General features: G+C 66.0%; 18 protein-coding genes and 1 riboswitch. Of the genes, 12 read left to right on the top strand and 6 right to left on the bottom strand.

The window, feature by feature from the left end:
* Positions 1-98 precede the first annotated feature (98 nt).
* A complete protein-coding gene (locus CYJ22_RS02900; RefSeq protein WP_207760497.1) occupies positions 99-1,472 on the bottom strand; it encodes a 6-phospho-beta-glucosidase in 1,374 nt (457 codons plus the stop codon).
* A 76-nt stretch (positions 1,473-1,548) separates the two neighbouring features.
* Here CYJ22_RS02900 and CYJ22_RS02895 point away from each other — a divergent pair, with 76 nt between their 5' ends.
* Positions 1,549-2,436, top strand: a complete 888-nt coding sequence (locus tag CYJ22_RS02895) for a carbohydrate kinase family protein (protein ID WP_101600931.1) — start codon at positions 1,549-1,551, stop codon at positions 2,434-2,436.
* Positions 2,437-2,492: 56 nt separating this feature from the next.
* A complete protein-coding gene (locus CYJ22_RS02890; protein WP_101600928.1) occupies positions 2,493-4,112 on the top strand; it encodes a lysine--tRNA ligase in 1,620 nt (539 codons plus the stop codon).
* Between the two features lie 83 nt (positions 4,113-4,195).
* On the opposite strand, the gene CYJ22_RS02885 is transcribed toward CYJ22_RS02890, so the two are convergent.
* Positions 4,196-5,137, bottom strand: coding sequence for a sugar-binding transcriptional regulator (locus CYJ22_RS02885; protein ID WP_101600925.1), 942 nt, complete (start codon positions 5,135-5,137; stop codon positions 4,196-4,198).
* 313 nt (positions 5,138-5,450) lie between these two features.
* Here CYJ22_RS02885 and CYJ22_RS02880 point away from each other — a divergent pair, with 313 nt between their 5' ends.
* The 3 genes from CYJ22_RS02880 (at position 5,451) to CYJ22_RS02870 (ending at position 8,604) form a co-directional block, all read left to right on the top strand.
* Positions 5,451-6,236 (top strand): MIP/aquaporin family protein, encoded by a 786-nt coding sequence (locus CYJ22_RS02880; protein WP_007589703.1) that lies wholly within the window; start codon positions 5,451-5,453, stop codon positions 6,234-6,236.
* 152 nt (positions 6,237-6,388) lie between these two features.
* Positions 6,389-7,909: a glycerol kinase GlpK gene (glpK, locus tag CYJ22_RS02875; RefSeq protein ID WP_101600922.1), complete on the top strand. Its 1,521-nt coding sequence runs from the start codon at positions 6,389-6,391 to the stop codon at positions 7,907-7,909.
* 122 nt (positions 7,910-8,031) lie between these two features.
* A complete protein-coding gene (locus CYJ22_RS02870) occupies positions 8,032-8,604 on the top strand; it encodes an NYN domain-containing protein (protein WP_101600919.1) in 573 nt (190 codons plus the stop codon).
* 109 nt (positions 8,605-8,713) lie between these two features.
* On the opposite strand, the gene CYJ22_RS02865 is transcribed toward CYJ22_RS02870, so the two are convergent.
* The 3 genes from CYJ22_RS02865 to CYJ22_RS02855 all read right to left on the bottom strand — a co-directional run bounded on the left by CYJ22_RS02865 (position 8,714) and on the right by CYJ22_RS02855 (position 13,946).
* Positions 8,714-9,439, bottom strand: a complete 726-nt coding sequence (locus tag CYJ22_RS02865; RefSeq protein ID WP_101600916.1) for a PspA/IM30 family protein — start codon at positions 9,437-9,439, stop codon at positions 8,714-8,716.
* A gap of 498 nt (positions 9,440-9,937) precedes the next feature.
* The gene (locus CYJ22_RS02860) at positions 9,938-11,812 is read right to left on the bottom strand and encodes a TPM domain-containing protein (RefSeq protein ID WP_007588998.1); all 1,875 of its coding nucleotides are present in this window, start codon (positions 11,810-11,812) and stop codon (positions 9,938-9,940) included.
* Between the two features lie 52 nt (positions 11,813-11,864).
* The gene (locus CYJ22_RS02855) at positions 11,865-13,946 is read right to left on the bottom strand and encodes a TPM domain-containing protein (protein ID WP_207760496.1); all 2,082 of its coding nucleotides are present in this window, start codon (positions 13,944-13,946) and stop codon (positions 11,865-11,867) included.
* A 246-nt stretch (positions 13,947-14,192) separates the two neighbouring features.
* On the opposite strand from CYJ22_RS02855, the gene CYJ22_RS02850 reads away from it, so the two are divergent.
* The 4 genes from CYJ22_RS02850 to CYJ22_RS02835 all read left to right on the top strand — a co-directional run bounded on the left by CYJ22_RS02850 (position 14,193) and on the right by CYJ22_RS02835 (position 18,419).
* Complete coding sequence (locus tag CYJ22_RS02850; protein ID WP_034496650.1) at positions 14,193-14,570, top strand: cold-shock protein; 378 nt, start codon at positions 14,193-14,195, stop codon at positions 14,568-14,570.
* Complete coding sequence (locus tag CYJ22_RS02845) at positions 14,563-15,411, top strand: DUF3027 domain-containing protein (protein WP_101600911.1); 849 nt, start codon at positions 14,563-14,565, stop codon at positions 15,409-15,411. Before CYJ22_RS02850 ends, CYJ22_RS02845 begins: the two co-directional genes overlap by 8 nt.
* A gap of 121 nt (positions 15,412-15,532) precedes the next feature.
* Positions 15,533-16,984 (top strand): NCS2 family permease, encoded by a 1,452-nt coding sequence (locus CYJ22_RS02840; RefSeq protein ID WP_101600909.1) that lies wholly within the window; start codon positions 15,533-15,535, stop codon positions 16,982-16,984.
* Positions 16,985-17,129: 145 nt separating this feature from the next.
* Entirely contained in the window at positions 17,130-18,419 is a 1,290-nt protein-coding gene (locus CYJ22_RS02835) for an MFS transporter (RefSeq protein WP_101600906.1), read from the top strand.
* A gap of 19 nt (positions 18,420-18,438) precedes the next feature.
* Here CYJ22_RS02835 and serC read toward each other — a convergent pair whose 3' ends face one another.
* Positions 18,439-19,566 (bottom strand): phosphoserine transaminase, encoded by a 1,128-nt coding sequence (gene serC / locus CYJ22_RS02830; RefSeq protein ID WP_101600904.1) that lies wholly within the window; start codon positions 19,564-19,566, stop codon positions 18,439-18,441.
* A 173-nt stretch (positions 19,567-19,739) separates the two neighbouring features.
* Here serC and CYJ22_RS02825 point away from each other — a divergent pair, with 173 nt between their 5' ends.
* The 3 genes from CYJ22_RS02825 to CYJ22_RS02815 all read left to right on the top strand — a co-directional run bounded on the left by CYJ22_RS02825 (position 19,740) and on the right by CYJ22_RS02815 (position 22,614).
* Positions 19,740-20,417 (top strand): metal-dependent transcriptional regulator, encoded by a 678-nt coding sequence (locus CYJ22_RS02825; RefSeq protein ID WP_101601022.1) that lies wholly within the window; start codon positions 19,740-19,742, stop codon positions 20,415-20,417.
* 250 nt (positions 20,418-20,667) lie between these two features.
* A riboswitch (cyclic di-AMP (ydaO/yuaA leader) is annotated at positions 20,668-20,793 on the top strand.
* Between the two features lie 2 nt (positions 20,794-20,795).
* Positions 20,796-21,548, top strand: a complete 753-nt coding sequence (locus CYJ22_RS02820; RefSeq protein WP_243390440.1) for a C40 family peptidase — start codon at positions 20,796-20,798, stop codon at positions 21,546-21,548.
* Positions 21,549-21,681: 133 nt separating this feature from the next.
* Complete coding sequence (locus CYJ22_RS02815; RefSeq protein WP_101600902.1) at positions 21,682-22,614, top strand: universal stress protein; 933 nt, start codon at positions 21,682-21,684, stop codon at positions 22,612-22,614.
* Positions 22,615-22,694 lie beyond the last annotated feature (80 nt).

The raw sequence follows: 22,694 nt of genomic DNA, 5'->3' as shown, positions 1-22,694 counted from the left end.
GTTTGCCAGACTGTGCCCCCGCCTCGTCCGTACGAGGCAGGGGCACAGTGCGTTGACGGGCGCCGGGAAGACGGCGCGCAGCGCGGGACGGGCGCCCCTCAGTCGAAGGCTGCCGCGACCAGCGGGTTTGTGCGGATCGCCTGGTCGAGCACGTCGCGCGCGACGTTGACCGAGTCGACCAGGGGGTGCAGCGCCAGCGCTTGCCACGCGAGGTTGCGGTCGCGCTCGCGGGCGGCGTCGATGACGAGGTTCTCACAGGCCTTCACGGATTGGACGAGGCCGAGGGCCGCGCCGCTCAAGGGCGCAACCGGAATTGGATGCACGCCGGAGGCGTCGACGTCGCAGGGAACCTCGACGACGTCCGTGTCGCGCAGCGTCGGAATCGAGGAGAATCCGCCGTCGCCGTTACCGACGTTGAGGATCATGCGCGCAGGAGTATTCGTAGCGAGCGCGTTCATGAGGTCGAGGGCCACCTTCTGGTAGCCGCCGCCCGCGATGTCTTCGGCGCGCCTGCCGGAACGCTCGTCGACGTCGCGGGCCTCGGCCATGTAGGTCGCCTCCCGGTCGGCGAGCGCATCGATCCACGTCCGTCCCGCCTGCTCGGGGCCCGCGAGGACGGCGTTGTAGAAGGCTTCCTGCTGATCGCGCAGGTACTCGCCGCGTGTTTGGTCCTGGTGGATGCGGGCCATGGCTTCGCGGTGGCAGTAGTAGTAGAAGAGGTATTCGTTGGGCAGGGCGCCCAGCGCGCGAATCCAGTCCGTCCCGATGGCGCGCGATTCTTCCATGGAGGCCAAGGCCAAGTCGTCGGCGAAGAGGCGCGGGAGGATGTCGCGGCCGTCGACTGAGAGCGAGCGCAGCCAGCCGAGGTGGTTGAGGCCCACGTAGTCGAAGGACACGTCGGTGCGCTCCTCCTCGGGAACGCCCAGGGCGTTCAGCGTCCGGTTGACGAGCCCGATGGGGGTGTCGCAGATGCCGATGACGCGCTCACCGAGCACGGAACGCATCGCTTGGGTGATGATCCCGGCCGGGTTCGTGAAGTTGATGAGCCAGGCGTTCGGGCACAGGCGTGCCGCGGCCCGGGCCAGCTCGAGTGCCGGTCCGAGCGAGCGGAACGCGTAGCAGTAGCCGCCCACGCCAACGGTCTCCTGCCCCAACAAGCCGTTGTCGAGGCCGCAGTGTTCGTCGAGGACCCGTCCGCAGGTGCCGCCCACGCGCATCGCGGAGAAGACGAAGTCGGCTCCGGGAAGCGCCTCGTTGATGTCCGTCGTCGCGCGGACGGTGGGGGAGTGCGGGAAATTCAGCGAGGACAGTACGGCCATCATCGCGTCGAGCCTGCGTACGTCGGTGTCGTACAGGACGACGCGGTCGACGTCGAGGGATGCGTAGGCTCCCTGCCCCGCCCGTGAGCGGGCCAAGACGTCGATCATCGCGGGGACCCGGAAGCCCCCTCCTCCGACGATGGTGAGCTGCATGGCGGGCATCCTCTCTGGATACGTATAGTGGTGGCTCAGTGACATATTGTAGTCGCGCTCACGTCTAGGAGGACCCGTGGCATCTCAAGTACCCGCCGCATCTCAGTTCGCGGTGTACGGTCCGACGTTCCTTGACGTCGTCATGGGGCCCCTCGACGGGCCTCCGGTTCCCGGCCGCGAGGCCTGGGTGGAGGGAGCTCTCATGTGCGCGGGCGGCGCGGCGAATCAGGCGATTGCGCTTGCTCGTCTGGGCGCGCCCGTGCGCCTGCACTCTCGAGTGGGCGTCGATCAGATGGGTCAGTTCGTGGACGAGATGCTCGCGTGCGAGGGCGTGGACACCTCCTCGTGTGAGCGCGTGGGCGATCAAAACGTCACTGTCTCCCTCTTTTTCGACGGCGATCGGGCAATGACCACGCGCGGGACGACCGCGCTGCCCCGCTTGGGAGGCGACGCGCCGGCGTGCCTGCTCGCGGACGTGCGGGGAATCAGCGCGAACAGTGAGGTCGTGTCCTCCTGGCGCGAGCGCGGGACCTGGGTGCTGGCGGACACGGCCTGGGACGAGGCCGGGGCCTGGGATCCGGTGGGCCTGGAGGCCTTGCGCGTGGCTGACGTGTGCACGCCCAACGAGGAGGAGGCGCTCGCCTACGCGCGCACCGACAGCGTGGAGGACGCCGCGCGGTGGTTCGCGTCGTTTGGCTGTGATTGCGTGGTCACCTGCGGCAAGAACGGCGTGGTTGCATGCGTCGATGGACGGATCCTGCGCGTGCCAGCGCCCGCGGTGAACGCGGTGGATACGACGGGTGCGGGGGACGTCTTTTCGGCTGCGCTGGCCTGGGCGCGCCAAGCGCGCCGCATGTCGTGGCCCGAGGCGCTCGCCCTCGCCTGTGCGGCTGCCGCACACTCCACGCAGGGGATCGGCGGATCCTCGTCGGCACCCTACGCGGCCGACCTCCCGGGTGCGTGAGGAGCCCAACCGGGCCCCTGCCTCGTCACGGGGCCAAATCCCGGTACGATAGGCGCATGACCGATTCTTCTTCCACGCCCACGCAAGCACCCGCAGACGACACCCCCGAGCAGGTCAAGGTTCGCGCGGCCAAGCGCGCGCGCCTCATGGAGGCCGGCATCCCCGCCTACCCCGTGCGCCTGCCGATCACGACCACCATCAAGGCGGTGCGTGAGAAGTACGCCCACCTTGAGGCCGGCGAAGAAACCGAGGACTACGTGGGCCTGGCGGGCCGCGTTATCCTCGCGCGCAACGGCGGCAAGCTCTGCTTCGCGACCCTCATGGACGGTGAGGGCAACAAGATCCAGGTCATGCTCTCGGCCGCCTCCGTCGGCGCCGAGTCCCTGGCCGCCTACAAGAACGACGTCGACCTGGGCGATCACCTCTTCGTCCACGGCCGCGTGATCTCCTCGCGCCGTGGCGAGCTGTCGATCTTCGCGACCCCCGCCGAGGTCACGCCCGAGGCGCAGGCCGCCTACGACGCCGCGCCCACCGCGCTGCCCGCTCCCGACGCCTCCTGGGCCATCGCCTCCAAGGCGATCCGCCCCCTGCCCAAGACCTGGACCACCGAGGACGGCGAAGAGATCACCCTGTCCGAGGACCAGCGCATCCGCCGCCGCGAGCTCGACCTGATCACGCGCCCCGCCGCGCGCGACATGGTCCGCATCCGCGCAGCCGTCAACCGCTCGATCCGCGAGAACTTCTTCCGCCGCGACTACATCGAGCTCGAGACACCGATGCTGCAGATGATCCACGGCGGCGCGGCTGCCCGCCCCTTCACGACGCACATGAACGCGCTCGACACCGATCTCTACCTGCGCATCGCGACGGAGATCTACCTCAAGCGCGCGGTCGTCGGCGGCGTGGATCGCGTCTTCGAGATGAACCGCAACTTCCGCAACGAGGGCATGGATTCCTCGCACAGCCCCGAGTTCACCTCCCTGGAGGCCTACGAGGCCTACTCGGACTACAACGGCATGGCTGAGCTGACCCGCGACCTCATCCAGCAGGCCGCGCGCGACGCCTTCGATCTGTCCGAGGGCGAGGAAATCGTGCGCCTGGCCGACGGCACCGAGTACGACCTGTCGGGCGAGTGGGATCGCATCGACCTGTACGGCTCCACCTCCGAGGCCCTGGGCGAAGAGGTCACGGTGGAGACGCCGCGCGAGACCCTCGTCAAGTACGCGGAGCGCATCGGCCTGGAGGTCGACGACTACGCCGTGTCCGGCAAGATCGTCGAAGACATCTTCGAGGAGCTCGTCGCCTCCAAGCTGTGGGCGCCGACCTTCGTCTACGACTTCCCGGAGGACACCTCTCCGCTGACCCGCTACCACCGTTCGCGCCCCGGCCTCACCGAAAAGTGGGACCTGTATGTGCGCGGCTTCGAGACGGGCACCGCATACTCCGAGCTGGCCGACCCGGTCGTCCAGCGCGAGCGCTTCGAGGCGCAGGCCCTCGCGGCTGCCAACGGCGACCCCGAGGCCATGGTTATGGACGAGGACTTCCTCATTGCCATGGAGCAGGGCTTCCCGCCGTGCGGCGGTATGGGCATGGGCATCGACCGCCTGCTCATGGTCCTCACCGGCCAGGGCATCCGCGAGACGATTCCGTTCCCGCTGGTCAAGCGCCTGGGCTGATCGACATGTCGAGAGGGCCCCGGCCTCGTTTCCTTCATGGACGAGGCTGGGGCCCTTCGTTGTATTTCCGTACCCTGCGTGGGTTAGATATAGGAGCGTCGGGGCGACATGCGCGTGTGAACGAGGTCGAGGAGTTCGTGCGCGGCCCCGTCGTCGAGGACGAGGTCGGTGGCGACCCCGGCGCGCAGGGCCCCGAGGAGCGGCAACGCCTTCGATGCGCCGGAGACGACGCACAGGCGCCGTGGGATCTTCTTGAGCGTGGCCGGGCTCGGGCCCGAGGCGCGCTCGTTGAGGTGCATGTTCGTGGAGCCGTCCTCGCGGATGAGGACGGTGCACACGTCGCCGACGACCCCGTCGTTCTGTGCCGCCGCGATCTCGTTGGGGTCGAGGAAGCCCCCCGAGTAGACGTGGGAGGGCAGACGTGCGGACATCGATCCCACGCCGAAGAGGGCGACGTCTGCGCTGTCGATCGTGTTGAGGACCGACTGGACGGAGCGTTCGCGCCAGAGCGCCTCCTTGGTGTCCGCGTAATCGAAGAAGGCGGGGACAGGGAAGTTGACGATGCGCCCGCCGATGGCCTTGGCAGCGCGGGCGATGATGGCCTCGGCGTAGGGCATGCCTGACTCGGTGGCTGTGGCTGCGCCGTTGAGCTGGACGACGGTGGAGCCGGGGAACGTCACGTGCGGCATCGCTCGCGTGACCTCCGCGGTCGTGTTTCCCCAGGCAATGCCGAGAGTGACGCCGGGGAAGAGCATGTCGACGAGGTGTTCGGCAGCGACGAGGGCAACGTTGTGCAGGCGATTGACCTCGGTGTGGACGTCGTGAACGGGAACGACGGAGACCTGGACGCCGAACAGGTCGGCGATCTGGCCAGCGAGGGTGCCTTTGAGCCCGGGGGAGGCGGACACCGAGATGCGCACCAGGCCGACCTCCCGCGCGTGGGCGAGAAGCCGTGAGACCGAGGAGCGTGATATCTGCAGGTGGCGGGCGATTGTCTCCATCGTCTGCCCCTGGAGGTAGTACATCGAGGCGGCCTCATGCGCCTGTTCGTCACGTATTGTCACGTTTTCTAGTGTGCCATGCACAAGCGTGCAGATGTGTGTGTTTGAACATTGACTTCTGTGCCCGGGTGAGTAGATTAGGCTTCGTCAGATGGTCAGGGTCACACACCTGGGTGTGCACGAATGTGCACTCAGTTTGGGCTAACGTGCAACAGGTGACATACTTGGTGTGACCCACGGATCGCTATCTCAGTTGATAGTGTTCGATGGCACATTATTCGCGGTGGGAAGCCACCGGTGACCGGCGCGACGACGCGCTGGAGAAAGATAGGGAAACATGCTCACAACACTGCTCCCGGCAGCCGCTGACACGGCTGCTTTCACCACGGCCCAGCTGTTCTGGTCCGAATTCCTCGGCACGGCCGTGCTGCTGCTCCTCGGTGGCGGCGTCGTCGCCACGAACCTGCTGCCCAAGTCCAAGGGCAAGGGTGGCGGCTGGCTGGTCATCAACTGGGGATGGGGCCTCGCGGTCTTCGCCGGCGTCTACGTCGCGTTCCGCTCCGGCGGTCACCTGAACCCCGCGGTGACGATCGCCAAGGCTGTCGGCCACGCCTTCGACTCCTCTGTTGAGCTCGCCCCCGGCGTCGCGGTCAACGCGACCAACATCCTCGTCTACATCGTTGCTCAGTTCCTCGGTGCCTTCGTCGGCGCCGTTCTGTGCTGGCTGACCTTCAAGAAGCACTTCGACGAGGACTGCGACCCCGCCCTCAAGCTCGGCGTCTTCTCCACCGGCCCCGAGATCCGCTCCTACGGTTGGAACTGCCTCACTGAGGCCATCGGCACTGCCGTGCTCGTCCTGTGGGTCTTCGTATCCGGTCACACCGAGACTGCGGTCGGTCCGCTCGGCGTCGCGCTCATCATCGTCGTCATCGGTAACTCGCTCGGTGGCCCCACCGGATACGCCATCAACCCGGCCCGTGACCTCGCCCCCCGTATCGCCCACGCGATCCTGCCAATCAAGGGCAAGGGCGGCTCCGACTGGGGCTACTCCTGGGTCCCCGTCGTCGGCCCGATCGTCGGCGCCATCGTCGGCACCGTTCTCTACTTCCTCACCCTCGCCTGAGAGTGAGTGCGCGGGCGAGGCCACCGCGGCCTCGCCCGCGTCATACCCCGCCGCCGGGGTGACATTTTGTGGGACTGCGAAGTCCCGCCCGCCGCGCAGGTGGATCGACGCGGCACACACAACGACGTGATAACGCCTCCGAAAGGACACTCATGACCACCGAAAAGTTCGTTCTCGCCATCGATCAGGGCACCACCTCGACCCGTGCGATCATCTTCAACCACTCCGGCGAGATCGTCTCCGTCGGACAGAAGGAATTCACCCAGATCTTCCCGAACCCGGGCTGGGTCGAGCACAACCCCATAGAAATCTGGGAGACCACTCGCACCGTCGTCGCCGAGGCTCTGCAGAAGGCGGAGATCAACCGCCACAACCTTGCCGCCGTCGGTATCACCAACCAGCGTGAGACCACCGTCGTGTGGGATAAGAACACCGGCGAGCCCGTCTACAACGCGATCGTCTGGCAGGACATGCGCACCTCCGACATCGTGAAGGAACTCGAGGGTGACGAAGGCCCAGACCGCTTCCGCCAGATCTGTGGCCTCGGTCTGTCCCCCTACTTCTCCGGCTCCAAGATCAAGTGGATCCTCGACAATGTCGAGGGTGCCCGTGAGCGCGCCGAGGCTGGCGACCTGCTCTTCGGCAACACCGACTGCTGGGTCCTGTGGAACCTGACGGGCGGCATCAACGGCGGCGTTCACTGCACCGACGTCACCAACGCCTCGCGCACCATGCTCATGGATATCCGCACGCTGCAGTGGCGTGAGGACGTCTGCGAGATCTTCGGCATCCCCATGTCGATGCTCCCCGAGATCAAGTCCTCCTCCGAGATCTACGGCTACGGCCGCAAGAACGGTCTGCTCATCGACACCCCGATCGCCGGTATTCTCGGCGATCAGCAGGCGGCCACCTTCGGCCAGGCCTGTTTCGAGAAGGGCATGGCGAAGAACACCTACGGCACCGGCTGCTTCATGCTCATGAACACCGGCACCGAGCCCGTCTTCTCCGACAATGGCCTGCTCACCACGGTGGCCTACAAGATCGGCGACCAGCCGGCCGTCTACGCCCTCGAGGGTTCGATCGCCGTCGCCGGTTCGCTGGTCCAGTGGCTGCGCGACAACCTGGGCATGATCGTCAAGTCGTCGGACATCGGTGAGCTGGCCAGCACGGTTGAGGACAACGGCGGCGTCTACTTCGTCCCCGCCTTCTCCGGCCTGTTCGCCCCCTACTGGCGTTCGGACGCCCGCGGCGCGATCGTGGGCCTGACCCGTTACGTCAACAAGGGCCACATCGCCCGCGCCGTCGAGGAGTCGACCGCGTTCCAGAGCGCCGAGGTCCTCGACGCGATGAACGCCGACGCTGGTGTGCCGCTCAAGGAGCTCAAGGTTGACGGCGGCATGACGCACGACGACCTGGTCATGCAGTTCCAGGCCGACCTGTGCGGCGTCGACGTCGTTCGCCCGAAGGTTATCGAGACGACCGCCCTGGGTGCCGCCTACGCCGCCGGTATGGCCGTGGGCTACTGGTCGGGCACCGACGATGTCGTAGCCAACTGGCAGGAAGGCAAGCGCTGGACGCCCTCCATGGAGCCGGCCGAGCGCGACCGCACCTACCGCCTGTGGAAGAAGGCCGTGACGCGGACGCTCGACTGGGTTGACGACGACGTGAAGTGATTGTCACCCCTTGAAATTGACGAGGCCGGGGCTGCGCTGAGCAGTCCCGGCCTCGCTCTATCTGGTTGTACATAGGACTCAAGGCCGCATAGGTAGAGACAATCGTCGGTTACTCTAATTCCATGGAAAATCCTAATAATCAAACGACATACCTCGTCGTAGATGGCGAGAATATTGACGCGACGCTGGGCCTTTCTGTCCTTGATCGTCGCCCGAATCCCGAGGAGCGCCCCCGCTGGGATCGTGTCCTCGAGAGCGCGCACGGCCGCTGGGGTCAGAAGGCCAAGGGCCTGTTCTTCCTCAACGGTTCGTCCGGCTTCCTGCCGATGGGCTTCGTTCAGGCGCTCACGGCCATGGACTACTCGGTCATCCCCCTGTCAGGACCCGCCGACATGAAGGTCGTCGATGTGGGTCTGCAGCGCACGATGGATGCGATCGCTGATCTTGGCAAGGGTGACGTCATCCTGGCCAGCCATGACGCCGACTTCCTGCCCCAGATCGAGACCCTCCTCGACCAGGGCCGCCGCGTCGCGGTCATGTGCTTCAAGGAATTCCTCTCCTCCCAGCTCCACGAGCTGGAGGAACGAGGCTTGGAAATCATCGACCTCGAATACGACGTGCACGCCTTCCAGGTTCGCCTGCCCAGGCTCCACATCATCGACATCGACGACTTCGACCCGATGGCCTTCCTGTAAACCCTGGCCCCGCGTCCGCGAGCGGACGTGTTGCTGCCGACATGACGAACCGGGCGGCCCCGCAAGGGGCCGCCCGGCCTATGTATGGGTGCGGCGTACGCCGCGGCGCTCACGCCTGGGTGTTGTTGCCCTTGAGGGCGGCCAGGCGAGCCTCGATCTCGATCTGCGAGGAGTCGGTCTCGAGCTCCGCGAACTGGGAATCCAGGGAGGAGGCGGCCAGCTCGATCTTGCCCTGAGCGAGGGCCTCCTGGCGGCGCACGCGGTCCTCGAAGCGGCCGAGCTCGCTCGTGGGATCCAGGATGTTGATGGAGGAGAGGGCGTCCGTGACCTGGGCCTGGGCCTTGGCGGTCTTCTCGCGGGCGATCAGCTGGTCGCGGCGGGTCTTGAGCTCAGCGAGCTTGTCCTTCATCTGTGCGAGGCCACGCTTGAGGCGATCGGCCACGTCACGCTGGGCCTGGAGCGTGGGCTCCTCGGCCTTGATCTCGTTCTCGAACTGAATCTGCTTGCCGAGGGCGACCTTGGCCAGGTCGTCCCACTTCGTGGCACCTGCCTCGTCGCCGGCGGCGCGCAGGGACTCGGCCTTGGCGGAGGCGGCGGCAGCCTTCTGGCCCCAGTCGGCAGCGGCCTTGACGTCCTCCTCGTAGTCCTTCTCGGCCATGCGCAGGTTGCCCAGGGTCTGAGCGATCGCGTTCTCGGCCTCGACGATCGAGTTGGTGTAGTCACGGATCAGCTGATCGATCATCTTCTCCGGGTCCTCGGCCTTGTCGAGGAGCGCGTTGATGTTCGCCTTGGCGAGCTGGGCGATGCGGCCCATGATCGTCTGCTTTTCGGCCATGATGTTCTCCTTTGAGGTGGTGCGCATCTGCGCGGTTTTGGTTGGTGCGCGTGCGCGCGGGTTGTGAGCGAGATGAGGCCTCGCGCGATTGGTGGGTGGGCTACGAGTCGCCCGAACCGGTTGTCGGATCAGTGTATGCGGGGGAGTGGATTGTCATCACGCTGAGTGCGTGTTTCCCGGGTGGTGCCACGAGGAGCGAGGCGGACCGAGCGTGGTGTCTGGCCTGGCTGCCAGAGCACGCACGTGTTCGAGAGTCTCGAATCCGTGGCATGTGATCCTCCTCGGTTAGTGGCGAACAGATCAAGATACATCATTGCGAGGCGTTGTACCCTCGATCTAATGTATTTTGAGTCACATTGTCTTGGTGTGGGACCAGTCTACGTGATGGTTGGGTGCGGGTGGAAATCAGCCGGGCGTGAGCCGATGCCCGGTGGGGGTCATGGGCGACGTGGTCATGATTGTCAGCGTCGCGCGGTGATGAAACCTCGTCAACCTCCTCTATCGCCATCCCGGTGCTGCAAGCGCGCGCTGGGTGAGCGTCGTGGCCCGCGAAGCTGCTGCGCTTGCCTGCAGGGGATCTTCGTCGAGGGCTTCGCGTGCCGCGGTCACTGCTTGCTCGGCTTCGCGCATCAGCTTGTTGACGTCGAACAGAGCCGACCCTTCGTACCTGTTCAAGTGCTCGCGAGCCCGGGTCAGGGCAGCATCGGCATTGCGGATGTCGCGCTCCGCAGTCTCTCGTGCCCTGCGCTGCGCGCCATCCTGAGTCGTCAGAGGGGCGAGCACCGCCTCCAGCCGGAGCTCCACATCGCGAAGGTTCTCGAGCGCGCCGAGGGGATCCTCGTCGCTGACCAGCGCACGCTGGCCGCAGGCGATGGCAGCCTCTGCCTCGTCCAGAAGGGGGCCGAAGGGAGCGGCGGCGGAATCGAGGCGCTTCGCATCCGACAGGGCTTGAGATACCGATCCGATGGAAGCGGCGAGCTTCTCACGGAATGTATCGAGATCGGTCTTGGCGGAGAAGATGGCGTCCGTCTGTGCGTTTGCCATCGACAGCGCGCGCTGAGCGGTGTCCAGTGCGGAGGCGGTGCGGGTGGGATCGGTGTCGAGATGTGCCTTGGCCGTCTCCAACGCCGCACGAGCGGACTCAAGCAACGCAGCGGCGCGTTCCGGATTGTCCTGGAGGGAAGCGAGCATGGAATCGGGATAGAGGCCCGCGATGCTCGTCAGCTCTTCCTTCGCGCGCTCCAGGTCAGCGAGTTCCTCGACGAGGCGCTCACGGGCATCGGCGACCTGGGCAGGGAGCGATAGCCGCTTCTCGCTCTGTGCGGCGAACTCCTGGCGAGCATCCTGGAGCGGCGGAAGGTTCTTGTCGAGATCCGCCGTGATTGTCGAGGCGAGGCGTCGCTTAGCATGAGCGTCTGGTGTGCGCTCTATCTGTTCGTAGGTGTCGAAGCCCCGTGCAATCGCATCCTTTGCTGCCTCGAGGCGGCGCCCGAACTGTTCGGTCGCAGCGCTACCGAACTGGGCGCGAGCGTAGTTCCAGTCCTCTTCCGCGCCGCGCACCTGCTCCTCGGCCTCCGAGAGGCGCCGCCTGGCCTCCGTAGCGGCCCTCAGGGCGTCGCGCCGCACGGTGTCCACGATCGGGGTGTATTCCTCGGCCTCTGGGGTGCGATACGTGGTCTCAGTAGTGGGTTCGTCGTCTCCGTTCAATTTCCGCACCCACACCCACACGTTGGAGACAATGGCGATCACAATGACCGCAGATATGAGGATGTTAGCGCCACGCTTCCTCTTCTTTTCTTCCTTCTCTCTTTCTTCCCTCGCCTTTTTCTCTTGTTCCTGGCTCTTGCGGTAGCTGGCAGCTATATCCGCGCTGAAGTCATATGAGCTGCGCAGGTCGCGAATGAAGGCTTCGGCACCTGCCGCTGCCTCTTCGGGGGGCAATGGCGTTGTTTTGTACTTGCGATGGGCGGCACTGAGCGCGCTGTCCATCGTTATCCTGGTGCTGTAATCCGACATCTTGCGAGCCATTTGCGCGTCCGTGCAGAACGCATCCGTGCCATCCTCGTAGGAGACAACGTAGAGGATGCCCTTGTCGGCTGTGCGCGATTGCTTGAGGGTAGCCTCGCACCAAGCGGACGGTTTCTGACCCGAGAAGTTGGGGACCACGACGACGTCGATGATCGTGTTGTACGTGGTGTAGAACGCCTGCGCGGGAGATTCGATCGTTGCGCGTTGCTCGTCACTCAGGAAAGAGTCGGGGTCGGTGACGTGTCCGCTCGTAGTGAGCGGCTCGGTCGCGAACGCGGGCGCGCCGCCGACCAGCAGTGCTACCGCCATGACGGCGACGAGTCCGAGGCGTCGGATCCGTGACACGTTACCCTCCTGTTCGTCGGGAACTAATAAACGCTCGCTGCGGGTCACACAGTCAGAAGCTGCCAGAGACGGAGGAACCGCCGAAGCCGCCGCCCCAGTTCGAGCCAGAACCGGAGACGGAGGAACCGCCGAAGCCGCCGCCCCAGTTCGAGCCTGAACCGGAGACGAAGGACCAGCCGGAGCCGGAGGAGCGAGAGCCGCGATCGAAATGATCGAAGCGGTCATAGTCGCGGTCGCGTCGGCCCTGGTAGCCGGGGCCAGACTGTGAGAAGAGCGTGGACCACAGGAGGAAGTCGCCGAGTGAGGATCCGGTGAAGGAACCGTTGTTGCTCGTTCCGCTTCCCCAGCTGCCGGTAGCCGGCTGAATGGGAGTAGCCATGACGCGGTCGGCGAACGCGCGGGCGTTGGCCGCGTGAGTGGCGGCTGCCTGAGGGTCCTTGTCGAGGGAGTCGTGCGCCGCGCGCAGCGCCTGCTCGGCGTTGTTGAGCGTGCCGCGCACCTGCAGGTCGATGGCGCCTCGGCGCCCCTGGACGTAGCGCTGTGCCTGACCGACCGCGGATTCCGCGAGGGCGATCTGGCTCTTCGCGGCGGAGAAGGCCTTGTCGCGGGCCTCCTGGTTGGTGCGCAGGGGCGCGAGCGCGGCATCGATGGTCGCCTCGGCACTGCGCAGGTGCTCGAGCGCAGCGAGTGGGTCGCCGTTGTTTGCCAGGGCAGCCTGCGCCTCGGAGATCGCGGCGCGCGCGTCGGCGACGAGAGGGTTGAAGGTTGCGGGATCGGTGTCGAGGCGCTCGACATCCGACAGGTCCGCCGAAATCGAACCGATGGCGGCGGCCAGGCGGTCGCGGATCGCGTCGAGGTCGGACTTGGCGGTGAAGATCGCGTCCGTCTGGTGGTTGGCCATCGTCAGGGCGCGGTGTGCGGTGTCGAGGGCGCTGGCCGCGCGGGTGCGGTCCGTGTCCACCACCTCGTCGGCGGTATCGAGGGCGGAGCGCGCCGAGGTCAGCAGGGCGGCCGCCTGCTCGGGGTTGTCCTGGAGGGAGGCAAGCATCTGCGCGGGGTAGATGCCAGCGATGGTGGTCAGCTCGGCCTTTGCGCGCTCGAGGTCGGTGAGTTCCTCCGCGAGGCGCTCGCGTGCCTCGCGGATGCGTTCGGGCAGCGTCGCCTCCTCCGCGCGCTTGGTGGCGAAAGCGGCCTGGATCTGGCTGAGCGGGTTCAGGTTTGCGCCCAGGTCACGCATGAGCTTCTTCGCGAGCTCCAGGCGCTCGGTCGTGGCTGTCGCGTCGTTCATACGCCCCTGAAGATCGAAGCAGCGCGTGACGGTTGCCTTCGCATTCTCGATCGCCCGGGCGAATTCGTCCGTTGAGGTCAAGCCGAACTGGGCGCGTGCGAAGTTCAGCTCGTCGGTCGCGGTGCGCACCTGCTCGTCGGCGGCGAGCAGCTGGCGATTGGCTTCCTGGACGGCCTTCTCGGCGGCGACTGTGTCGATGGCCATCGCGTGCGCCGCGCTCTTCTTGCTGCGGCGCGAGGAGGCGGCGACGGTGATGCCGATCAGGGCAATGCCGCCGAGGAAGAGCGAGGACAGAATGTAGAGGTTCGTCCTGTTGGTCGACGAAGAAGACGAGGAACTCCTGGTGGGTTGGGAGGATGCGGAAGGCGTGCTTGAAGCCACATTCGCGGTCAGTGTCTGTGCGAAGGTGGCCGCCCCAATCGCAGCGTCGCGCGACTCTAGAGGATTGGAATTGAAGCGTTTTTCGGCTGCGGCCATAGCGGTGGCGAGGCGAGACTGCACCTGAGGATCGTTGGTGCATGCACCGTCGACCCTCTCCGTGTAAGCGATGAAGTAGATGATGTCAGAGAATCCGAGGGAAGAATTCTGCAGGGCGCTTTGGCACCACTGGCTGCCGCTGTCGCCCGAGAGATCATCGACGAAAACGAAGGAAATGTTGACTCCCGAAGCGGCGGCCTTGCGGGCGGCCTCTTCGACGGACTCACGGTCGGAGCTCTCCAGCCACTCCGAAGGGTCGGTGACGGAGCCGCTGACCGTGACCGGCGACGCTGCAAACGTCGGCAGGCCAAGCGCGAGCAGCATCGCTGTGAGAACAGCGACGAGGCTGAAGCGGCGGAATCGTGACACTGGATCCTCCTGCGAAGTGGCGAACAGATGAACATACAGCACGCCACTCGTTTCTGTCGAGTGTGTGATGAAAACTGCGTAGCGTGATTGTTCCCGTGGGGTCAGTCTACGTGAAAGTTACTCGAGCTTGGGGTGCGCGGTGCTGTTCGCTACAGGCGTCGGCTCGCCTCCCGCGCACATCGGAAGAGCGCCCTATGATAGGGGGAGTCCATTGGGCTCTCAGACTATTGATAGAAGGAGGGGACCATGCCCACCGGTAAAGTGAGGTTCTTCGACGCTGATCGCGGTTTCGGCTTCATTGCAGGAGACGACGGGGCCGATGTCTTCCTCCACTCGTCCGCGCTTCCGGCCGACCACCCCAGCCCCCGAGTGGGTGCGCGTGTGGAGTATTCGGTTGCTGACGGACGGAAGGGACCGCAGGCACTCAGCGTGCGTTTCCTCAAGGAGACAGCTTCCGTTGCCCGAGCCAAGCGCCGCAAGCCGCAGGCGATGGTGCCCGTCGTCGAGGACCTGATCAAGCTCCTTGACTCGTCGAGCGCCGCCCTGCGTCGCGGATCGTACCCGGACAACGCGACCAAGATCGCGAAGGTGCTGCGCGCCGTCGCAGAGGAATTTGATGCCTAAGACTCAGGCCCGTGTTCGGGCAGTGAAAAAGGACGCCGTCCTCGAGGACGCCGTCGACGTTGCGCGCGCTGGCGCCGAGGCCGTGGCATACCCGCGCCCCGTCGGCGAGCACGTCGGCTTCGAGATGGTCTCGGAGCGTCTGGCCACCCACTACTTCGCGTCGACCGACGCGGGTTACGTGGGATGGTGCTGGGCGGTGACCGTTGCCCGCGTGCCGCGCGGGCGGGTCGCCACCGTCTGTGAGGTCGACATGACTCCCCGTGAGGGTGCGCTGTTGGCTCCGGAGTGGGTGCCGTGGGAAGAACGCCTGCGTCCCTCGGATATTTCTCGAGACGATGTCCTGCCCTACAAGGCGGACGATGAACGCCTCGAGCAGGGCTTCGAGGACACGAGTGAGGACCCCGATCTGCCGGTCGTGCGCGAGCTCGGCCTGGGGCGCCCGCGCGTGTTGTCGCAGGAGGGTATCGATCAGGCGGCCAAGCGCTGGTACGAGTCCGACCGCGGGCCCAAGTCCGGTCGCCGTCCGCGTAACACCTGCTCGTCGTGCGGTTTTCTCATGAAGATGAGCGGCGGCATGCGCACCATGTTTGGCGTGTGTGCGAACGAATGGGCGACCGACGATGGTGCTGTCGTGTCATTGGACCACACGTGTGGCTCGCACTCGGAGACCGACGTGCCCAAGAACGGCACGGCGTGGCCGGTGCGTCCGTCGCGCGTCAATGAGGGGGCGCTTGACGCCGAGCCGATGCCGCGCGCGTCGAGCGAGGCGAAGAAGGAAGAACCCCAGACGGATGAGGTCGACAAGGCCGAGGCCTCGGAGGGCTCCGAACAGGCAGGCTGACGTATCGTTCCGCCACGAACTGACAGAAAGCATCCGAGACTGAGTCTTGGGTGCTTTCTCAGCAAGTGGGCATATGGCGACTATGTTTGCATGCGGGCGGCCGAACAGGCACGATTATCCGGTGAGCACACAAGAAAAAACCGCCCCATCCCACGGCGGCTTCACACAGTCACTTGATTCGTTCTTCCAGATCTCCAAGCGCGGCTCGACTATTAGTCACGAAATCCGCGGTGGAATTGTCACCTTCTTCGCGATGGCGTACATCCTGGTCGTCAACCCGGCGATCCTGGGCAACGCCGTTCCCGAAGATGGCTCCATTACGACCCAGGGCATCGCCGCTGGTACCGCGCTCGTCGCGGGCATCATGACGATCCTCATGGGCGTTGTCGCGAACTACCCGCTGGCGCTCGCCGCAGGCCTTGGCCTCAACGCGGTCGTCGCCTTCACCCTCGTCCTCGGCGCCGGCCTGAGCTACGGCGAGGCCATGGGTATCATCGCCTGGGAAGGTATCCTCATCTTCCTGCTCGTTCTCACGGGCTTCCGTGAGGCCGTTTTCCGTGCGGTTCCCGCCGCTCTCAAGACCGCCATCACGGTGGGCCTGGGCCTCTTCGTGGCCCTCATCGGTCTCGTGAACGCGGGCATCGTGCGCACCGGCGCGACCCCCGTCCAGTTCGGCATCTCGGGCTCGCTCGACGGCTGGCCGGCCCTCGTCTTTGTGTTCGGCCTGTTCCTTATGATGATCCTCTACGTGCGTAAGGTGAAGGGCGCGGTTCTGATCTCGATCATCGCCTCCACGATCCTCGCTGTCATCGTTCAGGCATTCGCCCACATCGATCGTATCTCTGAGACCAACCCGACCGGCTGGGGCCAGACCGTCCCCGAGCTCAAGGGCTCCCCGATCGCGGTTCCCGTGTTCGACACGCTTGGCAAGGTTGACCTCTTCGGCGGCTTCGGCAAGCTCGGCGTCGTCTCCGTGATCCTCCTGGTCTTCTCGCTCATGCTCGCGGACTTCTTCGACACGATGGGCACCATGGTGGCCGTCGGCGCCGAGGGTAACCTGCTCGACAAGGATGGCAACCCGCCCAAGACCCGTCAGATCCTGATCATCGACTCGCTGGCCGCGGTGGCCGGTGGCGTCGGCGGTGTCTCCTCGAACACCTCCTACGTCGAGTCCGCCTCGGGCGTCGCCGAGGGTGCTCGTACCGGTCTGGCCTCCGTGGTCACCGGCATCCTGTTCCTGCTGTCGACCTTCCTGGCGCCCCTCGTTGAGCTGGTCCCGACCGAGGCGGCCTCCACGGCCCTCGTGTTCGTCGGCTACCTCATGATGACTCAGGTGACAGGCATCGACTGGAAGTCTGACGAGGTCGCAATCCCCGCCTTCATGACGATCGCCTTCATGCCCTTCGGTTACTCCGTGTCCGTCGGCATCGGCGTGGGCTTCGTGACCTACGCGGTCATCCAGCTCATCAAGGGCAAGGCCGCCAAGGTTCACCCGCTCATGTGGCTGGTGTCCGGCCTGTTCGTCATCTACTTCCTGATGGGCCCGATCCAGCGCCTCCTCGGCGTCGGCTGATTCGTCACCTTCGCGCCCTTCCCGCCCCGCCGGAGTCTTTCTCCGGCGGGGCGGTCGTATCCTGGGAGGGTGCACCGATGGGGGCCGGTCGGCGCCGCCAGCCCCGGCCTCGTTCGATGTGTGGAGTGAGAGAGGGAGGAACAGCATGTCGGCAACGTTTGCATCCATGCGCTACGTGAACTACCGGTACTGGTTCGTCGCCTCCCTCATTGCGTCCACGGGCGTGTGGCTCCAGCGCGTCGCCCAGGACTGGTACGTGCTGACGGTCCTCACCGATCACGACGCCTCCCAGGTTGGCCTCGTGACGGCCCTCCAGTTCCTCCCTATTATCCTGTTCTCCGCGTGGGCGGGGGTCCTCGCGGACCGCATCCCGGGGCGCCGACTCCTGCAGTGCACGCAGCTCGGCGTCGGCCTCGTGTCCCTCATCATCGGCATCGTCGTCCTGACGGGGACGGGCGAGCTCTGGCATCAATACATCCTGGCGCTCATCTCGGGGACGATCTCCGCCGTCGATACCCCAGCGCGCCAGGCCTTTGTGGGCGAGCTCGTTCCCCAGGAGAAGATGGCGAACGCTGTGGCCCTGAACGCCACCGCCTTCCATACTGCGCGCCTGATCGGCCCGGCCTCCGCGGGCTTCTTCATCGACTGGTGGGGGATCGGCCCAGTGTTCCTCATCGACGCGGTCATGTTCATGGCCCCCGTCATCGCGCTGGCCCTCATGCGCGGTGACCAGCTGTATCCGCGCACCCTCGTCCCGCGTGCCCCTGGCCAGCTGCGCGAGTCCGTGGTGTACGTGCACAGCCGCACCGACATTCGCATCATCATGGCGTTGATCTTCGTCGTGAGCGCCCTGGGCATGAACTTCCAGATGACGAGCGCCCTCATGGCGACGACCGTTTTCGGCAAGGCCGCCGGCTCTTTCGGCATCCTCTCCACGTTCATGGCGGTGGGGTCGATCCTGGGTTCCACGGGAGCTGCGCGCCGCGCTCCTCGTCTGCGCACGATTCTCATGGGTGCCGCCTTCTACGGGACCGCCGAGATTCTGCTGGGTCTATCGCCCTCGTACTGGTGGTTTGCCCTCCTGTCGATTCCCACGGGCTTTGGCATGCTGACGATGAATACGAGTGCGAACGCGCTCGTGCAGACGCGCACCGATCCCGACAAGCGCGGGCGCGTCATGGCCCTGTACTCCCTCGTGTTCCTTGGAGCGACTCCGATCGGGTCGCCGCTCATCGGATGGGTGGGCACGACGTTCGGCGCGCGCTGGTCGATCCTGGTCGGCGGCATCGCCTCCCTCGGCATCGCGCTTATCTGCGGAGTGTGGGCGATGATCCACTGGAAGGGGCGCGTCGTGCGCCGCCGCTCGTTCCCGTGGGTGGGCATCGAGGCGGATTCCTCCGTGGACGCGCCGCGCCGCTCGGTTGACCCGCTCTGATCGGCGCCCGGCGAGGAGCTTAGAGCACGCGCTCCAGGCAGTAGTCGATGCATGCGAGGAGCGCCTCCACGTCCTCGACCTCCACGCTCGGCCACGTTCCGATGCGCAGCTGATTGGCGCCCACGCCGCGGTAGGCGCCGATGTCGACGATCCCCCTCGCGCGCAGGTGCGCGGCCAGCTCGGAGGCGCTCGCGGCCTCGTCGATCTCGATCGTGGCGGTCACGGGGGAGCGCCACGCCGGGTTGACCACGAAGGGGCGCGCAGCCAGGTTCGCTTCGGCCCAGCCGTAGATGAGGGACGAGGCCTGGGCGCAGTGGGCGCTCACCGCGTCCATCCCGCCGCGCTCGAGGAGCCAGCGGACCTGGCGCTCCGCCATCACGATCGTTGCGATTGCCGGAGTGTTGAGGGTCTGGTCCTTGCGCGAGTTGTCGATGGCTGCGGACAGGGAGAGGAACTGCGGGACCCATCGCCCGTCGGCGCTCTCCTCGACGCGGCGGGCGCGCTCGACTGCGGCGGGGGAGAGGATCGCGACCCACAGGCCGCCGTCTGACCCGAGGGCCTTTTGGAGGGAGAAGTAGTAGGCGTCGACCTGGGTCAGGTCGACGGGTGCAGCCCCCGCGATCGACGTGCCGTCCACGAGGGTGAGCGCGTCGGGCGCCTCGACCCGGTAGACGGGGGAGGTGACGCCGGTGGAGGTCTCGTTGTGGGGGTAGGCGTAGACGTCGACGCCTGCGTCGGTCTCACGTGGGGACACGGTGATGAGAGAGCCGTGTGCGGCCTCGTCAATGAGGGGGGCAGTGAGGTGAGGTGCGTGGGCGGCCTCGGAGGCGAACTTCGCGCCGAACGCGCCCCAGGAGCCGAACGCCGCGCGCGAAGAGATAAGACACGCGCAGGCCACGTCCCAGAAAGCGGAGGCGCCGCCGTTACCCAGGACGACCTCGTAGTCGCTAGGGACCGACAGAAGGGTGCGCAGTCCGTCCTTCAGCGAGGCGACTACGTCTCGCACGGGCGCGGCGCGGTGGGAGGTGCCCATGAGGAGTGGGGAGGAGAGCGCCTCGATCTGTGCGGCGCGCACCTTGGAGGGGCCGCAGCCGAAGCGTCCGTCAGTGGGGAGGAGGGCCTGGGGGATGTCGGGGAAAGCCACCATGGCAACAGCCTAGTCTCCTCGGGCTGGGTATTTCCATCACGTTCATTAATCGAATTATCGTGAGGGCGCACACGCGGACACGCCCGTTTTTCGGCATCAACGCGTCGTTGCGTGTGTGGGAAGGAAGGTGACCCTATTCTGTGTTTATTACCTGCCTGATGAAGGAGGCCGACGTGGCAGACCTGATCGACACCACCGAGATGTACCTCAAGACCATTCTCGAGCTCGAGGAGGACGGGGTCACCCCCCTGCGTGCGCGCATCGTCGACCGCCTGGGGCACTCCGGCCCGACGGTCTCGCAGACGGTCGCACGCATGGAGCGCGACGGGCTGCTGCACGTCATGGGGGATCGCCGCCTCGAGCTGACTGACACTGGCCGCGCACACGCCACCGAGGTGCTGCGCAAGCATCGCCTGGCCGAGCGCCTCCTCCTCGACGTGATCGGCATGGAGTGGGCGCAGGTGCATGACGAGGCGTGCCGATGGGAGCACGTGATGAGCGATGCCGTCGAGGCACGCCTGCAGGCGCTGCTCAGCAATACCTGTGTGGATCCCTACGGCAATCCCATGCCTGGCTGCCCACCGCTGGAGGGTGCGTATTCCGCCGAGCTGGCGGTGCGTTCGCTCGAGGCGGGTGCCCTCACGCTGGCGCGCATTGGCGAGCCGATTCAGGCGAATGTCGAGCTGCTCGCCTCCTTCGATGAGCTGGGCCTGCGTCCGGGCGCTCGCGTGGGGCTCTCGGCACACGGTGACGTCGTGCGCGTCGCCTCTCTCGACGAGGCCGGCGAGGTTCGCGGATACCTGACGATACCGATGGCGCTGGCCGCGCACCTTTTCGTGCGGGGTGAGTGAGCGCTGAGAAACGACGAGGCCGGGGCAAACAGCCCCGGCTTTTGTCGTCTGCGGAGTGTGTCTCGAATTGCGAACCGCCTGTGAGAGGTGAGTTTTCCTGGGTTCCCAGGGTGCAAATGTCACGGAATGGTAACGATGAGGGAGGTCACTGTTATCAGAACGTGACATTGGCCGGATGGTCAGGGTATAGTTGCTATCGGTCATCAGACCACCCGCCCATTCGGAACCCGAAGTGAGACGACGGATGGAGCGGAAAAATCGTCTCACGCGGGGAACCCAGATCTGGCTCCTTGAGCCTTGGGGTGAAGCTCGCACGCCGAGCCGGACCTCCCGTCCGAACCCGACAGCTAACCTCGCAGGGAAACAGGGAGAACATGAGTGAAGACTATTAAGCCTGCTCCGCGTCACCGCCTGGCACGTCGCCCGCTGACCGACACCATGGTCGAGGGCCTCAACGCCTCCGCCGCAGCTCGCCCGATCGCTTTCGCGTCGGCAGCCGGTGTTGCGCTGACCGCGATTGCCGCCGGCGTTGCGAACGCCGCCCCGGCCACCCCCCAGTCTGAGCCGCAGAGCGCGGATCTGAACACCACGACCGTTGCCGTTGATGACGTGACCACGGTTGAGGTTCCGGACATTGCGTGGACCGCTGAAGAGGATGCCACTGCGTCCGTCACCGCCGAGGCCCCCGCGCCCACCCCGGCTCCGGCTACCACCGCTGCGGCAGATCAGTCCGACTCCGCCGCTTCCCGCTCGGAGTCCCGCGGTGACGCCACCTCCGACACCTCTGCCCGTCAGGCCAGCCTGAACGCGGCTGGCGGCGACATTGTCTCCGTCGCCCTCGGCCTGACCGGTATCCCCTACGTCTACGGTGGCGAGTCCCTCGCGGGCCTCGACTGCTCCGGCCTGGTCAAGTATGCGTACGCGGCTGCCGGCATTAACCTGCCGCACTCCTCGTCCGCTCAGACCGCTGGTGGCACCATCGTGTCCGACCCGCAGCCCGGCGACATCGTGTCCTACCCCGGCCACGTCGCCATCTACATCGGCGGCGGCCAGATGGTCGAGGCCACGGTGCCCGGCCGTCTCTCCCAGGTTTCGCCGGTCCGCGCTGGCGCTACCTACGTGCGCTACTGAGCCTACGTTAGACAGCTGACGATCCCCGCAGCCCGCATGGGCTGCGGGGATCGCTGTTTGTGCTCGGGTTGGGCTTTCGCCGGTCGTCAAAATGCGGCACAATATAAGTGACTGCCACCACGAGGAGGACATCATGAGTTCTACCGAAGTCATTCTGGTCGGTGTCGATGGCTCGACGGAGAGCCTTGCCGCCGTCAAATGGGCCGCTGATCGCGGCGCGCGCACCGGAGCGCGCATCCATTGCCTGTGCACATATGCGCTGGCCTCCTACTCAGCTGCCGCCCTCGATGGCGGATACGCCGTCCTTGATGACGAGGCCCTGAAGGCGGGCGCCGAACAGGTCGTCGAGGAAGCCAAGGCCCTGGCTCGCGAGCGCGGCGCCACGCACGTGTCCGGCTCGACCGAACCCGGGGACCCGGCGGGGGTACTCATTGACTTCTCCGCAGAGGTCGACATGATCGTCGTCGGATCGCGCGGGGGCGGCGGCTTCGCTGATCGTCTCCTCGGTACGGTCTCGTCGGCTCTGCCCGCGCACTCGAAGTGCCCGGTTGTCGTGGTTCCCCGCCACACCTCGGGCAAGAAGTTCACGCCGGTCGAGCGCATCGTCGTCGGCGTGGACGGCACCGATCAGCCCTCGTGCGCGCTCAAGCGTGCGATCTCCGAGGCTCGCCTGTGGGACGCTCGTGTCACGGCGGTGTCCGCGGTTCCGATCGCTGTCGGTCCTTCCGTCATGACGTGGACGCCGACCGGTGTCGATCACTCGGCACTTCTCGCGCAGGTGCGTGAGGGGATGGACGCGGCTATCAAGGCCGCCCTTGACGGCGCCGACGTGCACGTTGCACGCCACGCCCTCGACGGCTCTGCTGCCTCGCTGCTCATCGAGTTCTCGACCGCGGTCGACCTCGTCGTCGTCGGCACGCGTGGGCGCGGCGGCCTCGCCGGTGTCCTGCTTGGATCGACCTCTCAGACGGTGCTTGGACACTCGACCTGCCCCGTCATGATCGTTCCCTCCGCCCACCTGGGAGAAGGAACAACCGCGGTGCACACCGAGTGGGAGCGCCGCTAACCGTCGATGGTCACGAGGCCGGGGTTCCCGCGTGGGTGCCCCGGCCTCGTCCGTCCCGCTTGTGCGGGTGGCCTCCTGTG

The sequence above is a fragment of the Schaalia odontolytica genome (genome assembly GCF_002847525.1).
GTDB lineage: Bacteria > Actinomycetota > Actinomycetes > Actinomycetales > Actinomycetaceae > Pauljensenia > Pauljensenia odontolytica_B.
This window is presented reverse-complemented; position numbering and strand designations above follow the sequence as displayed.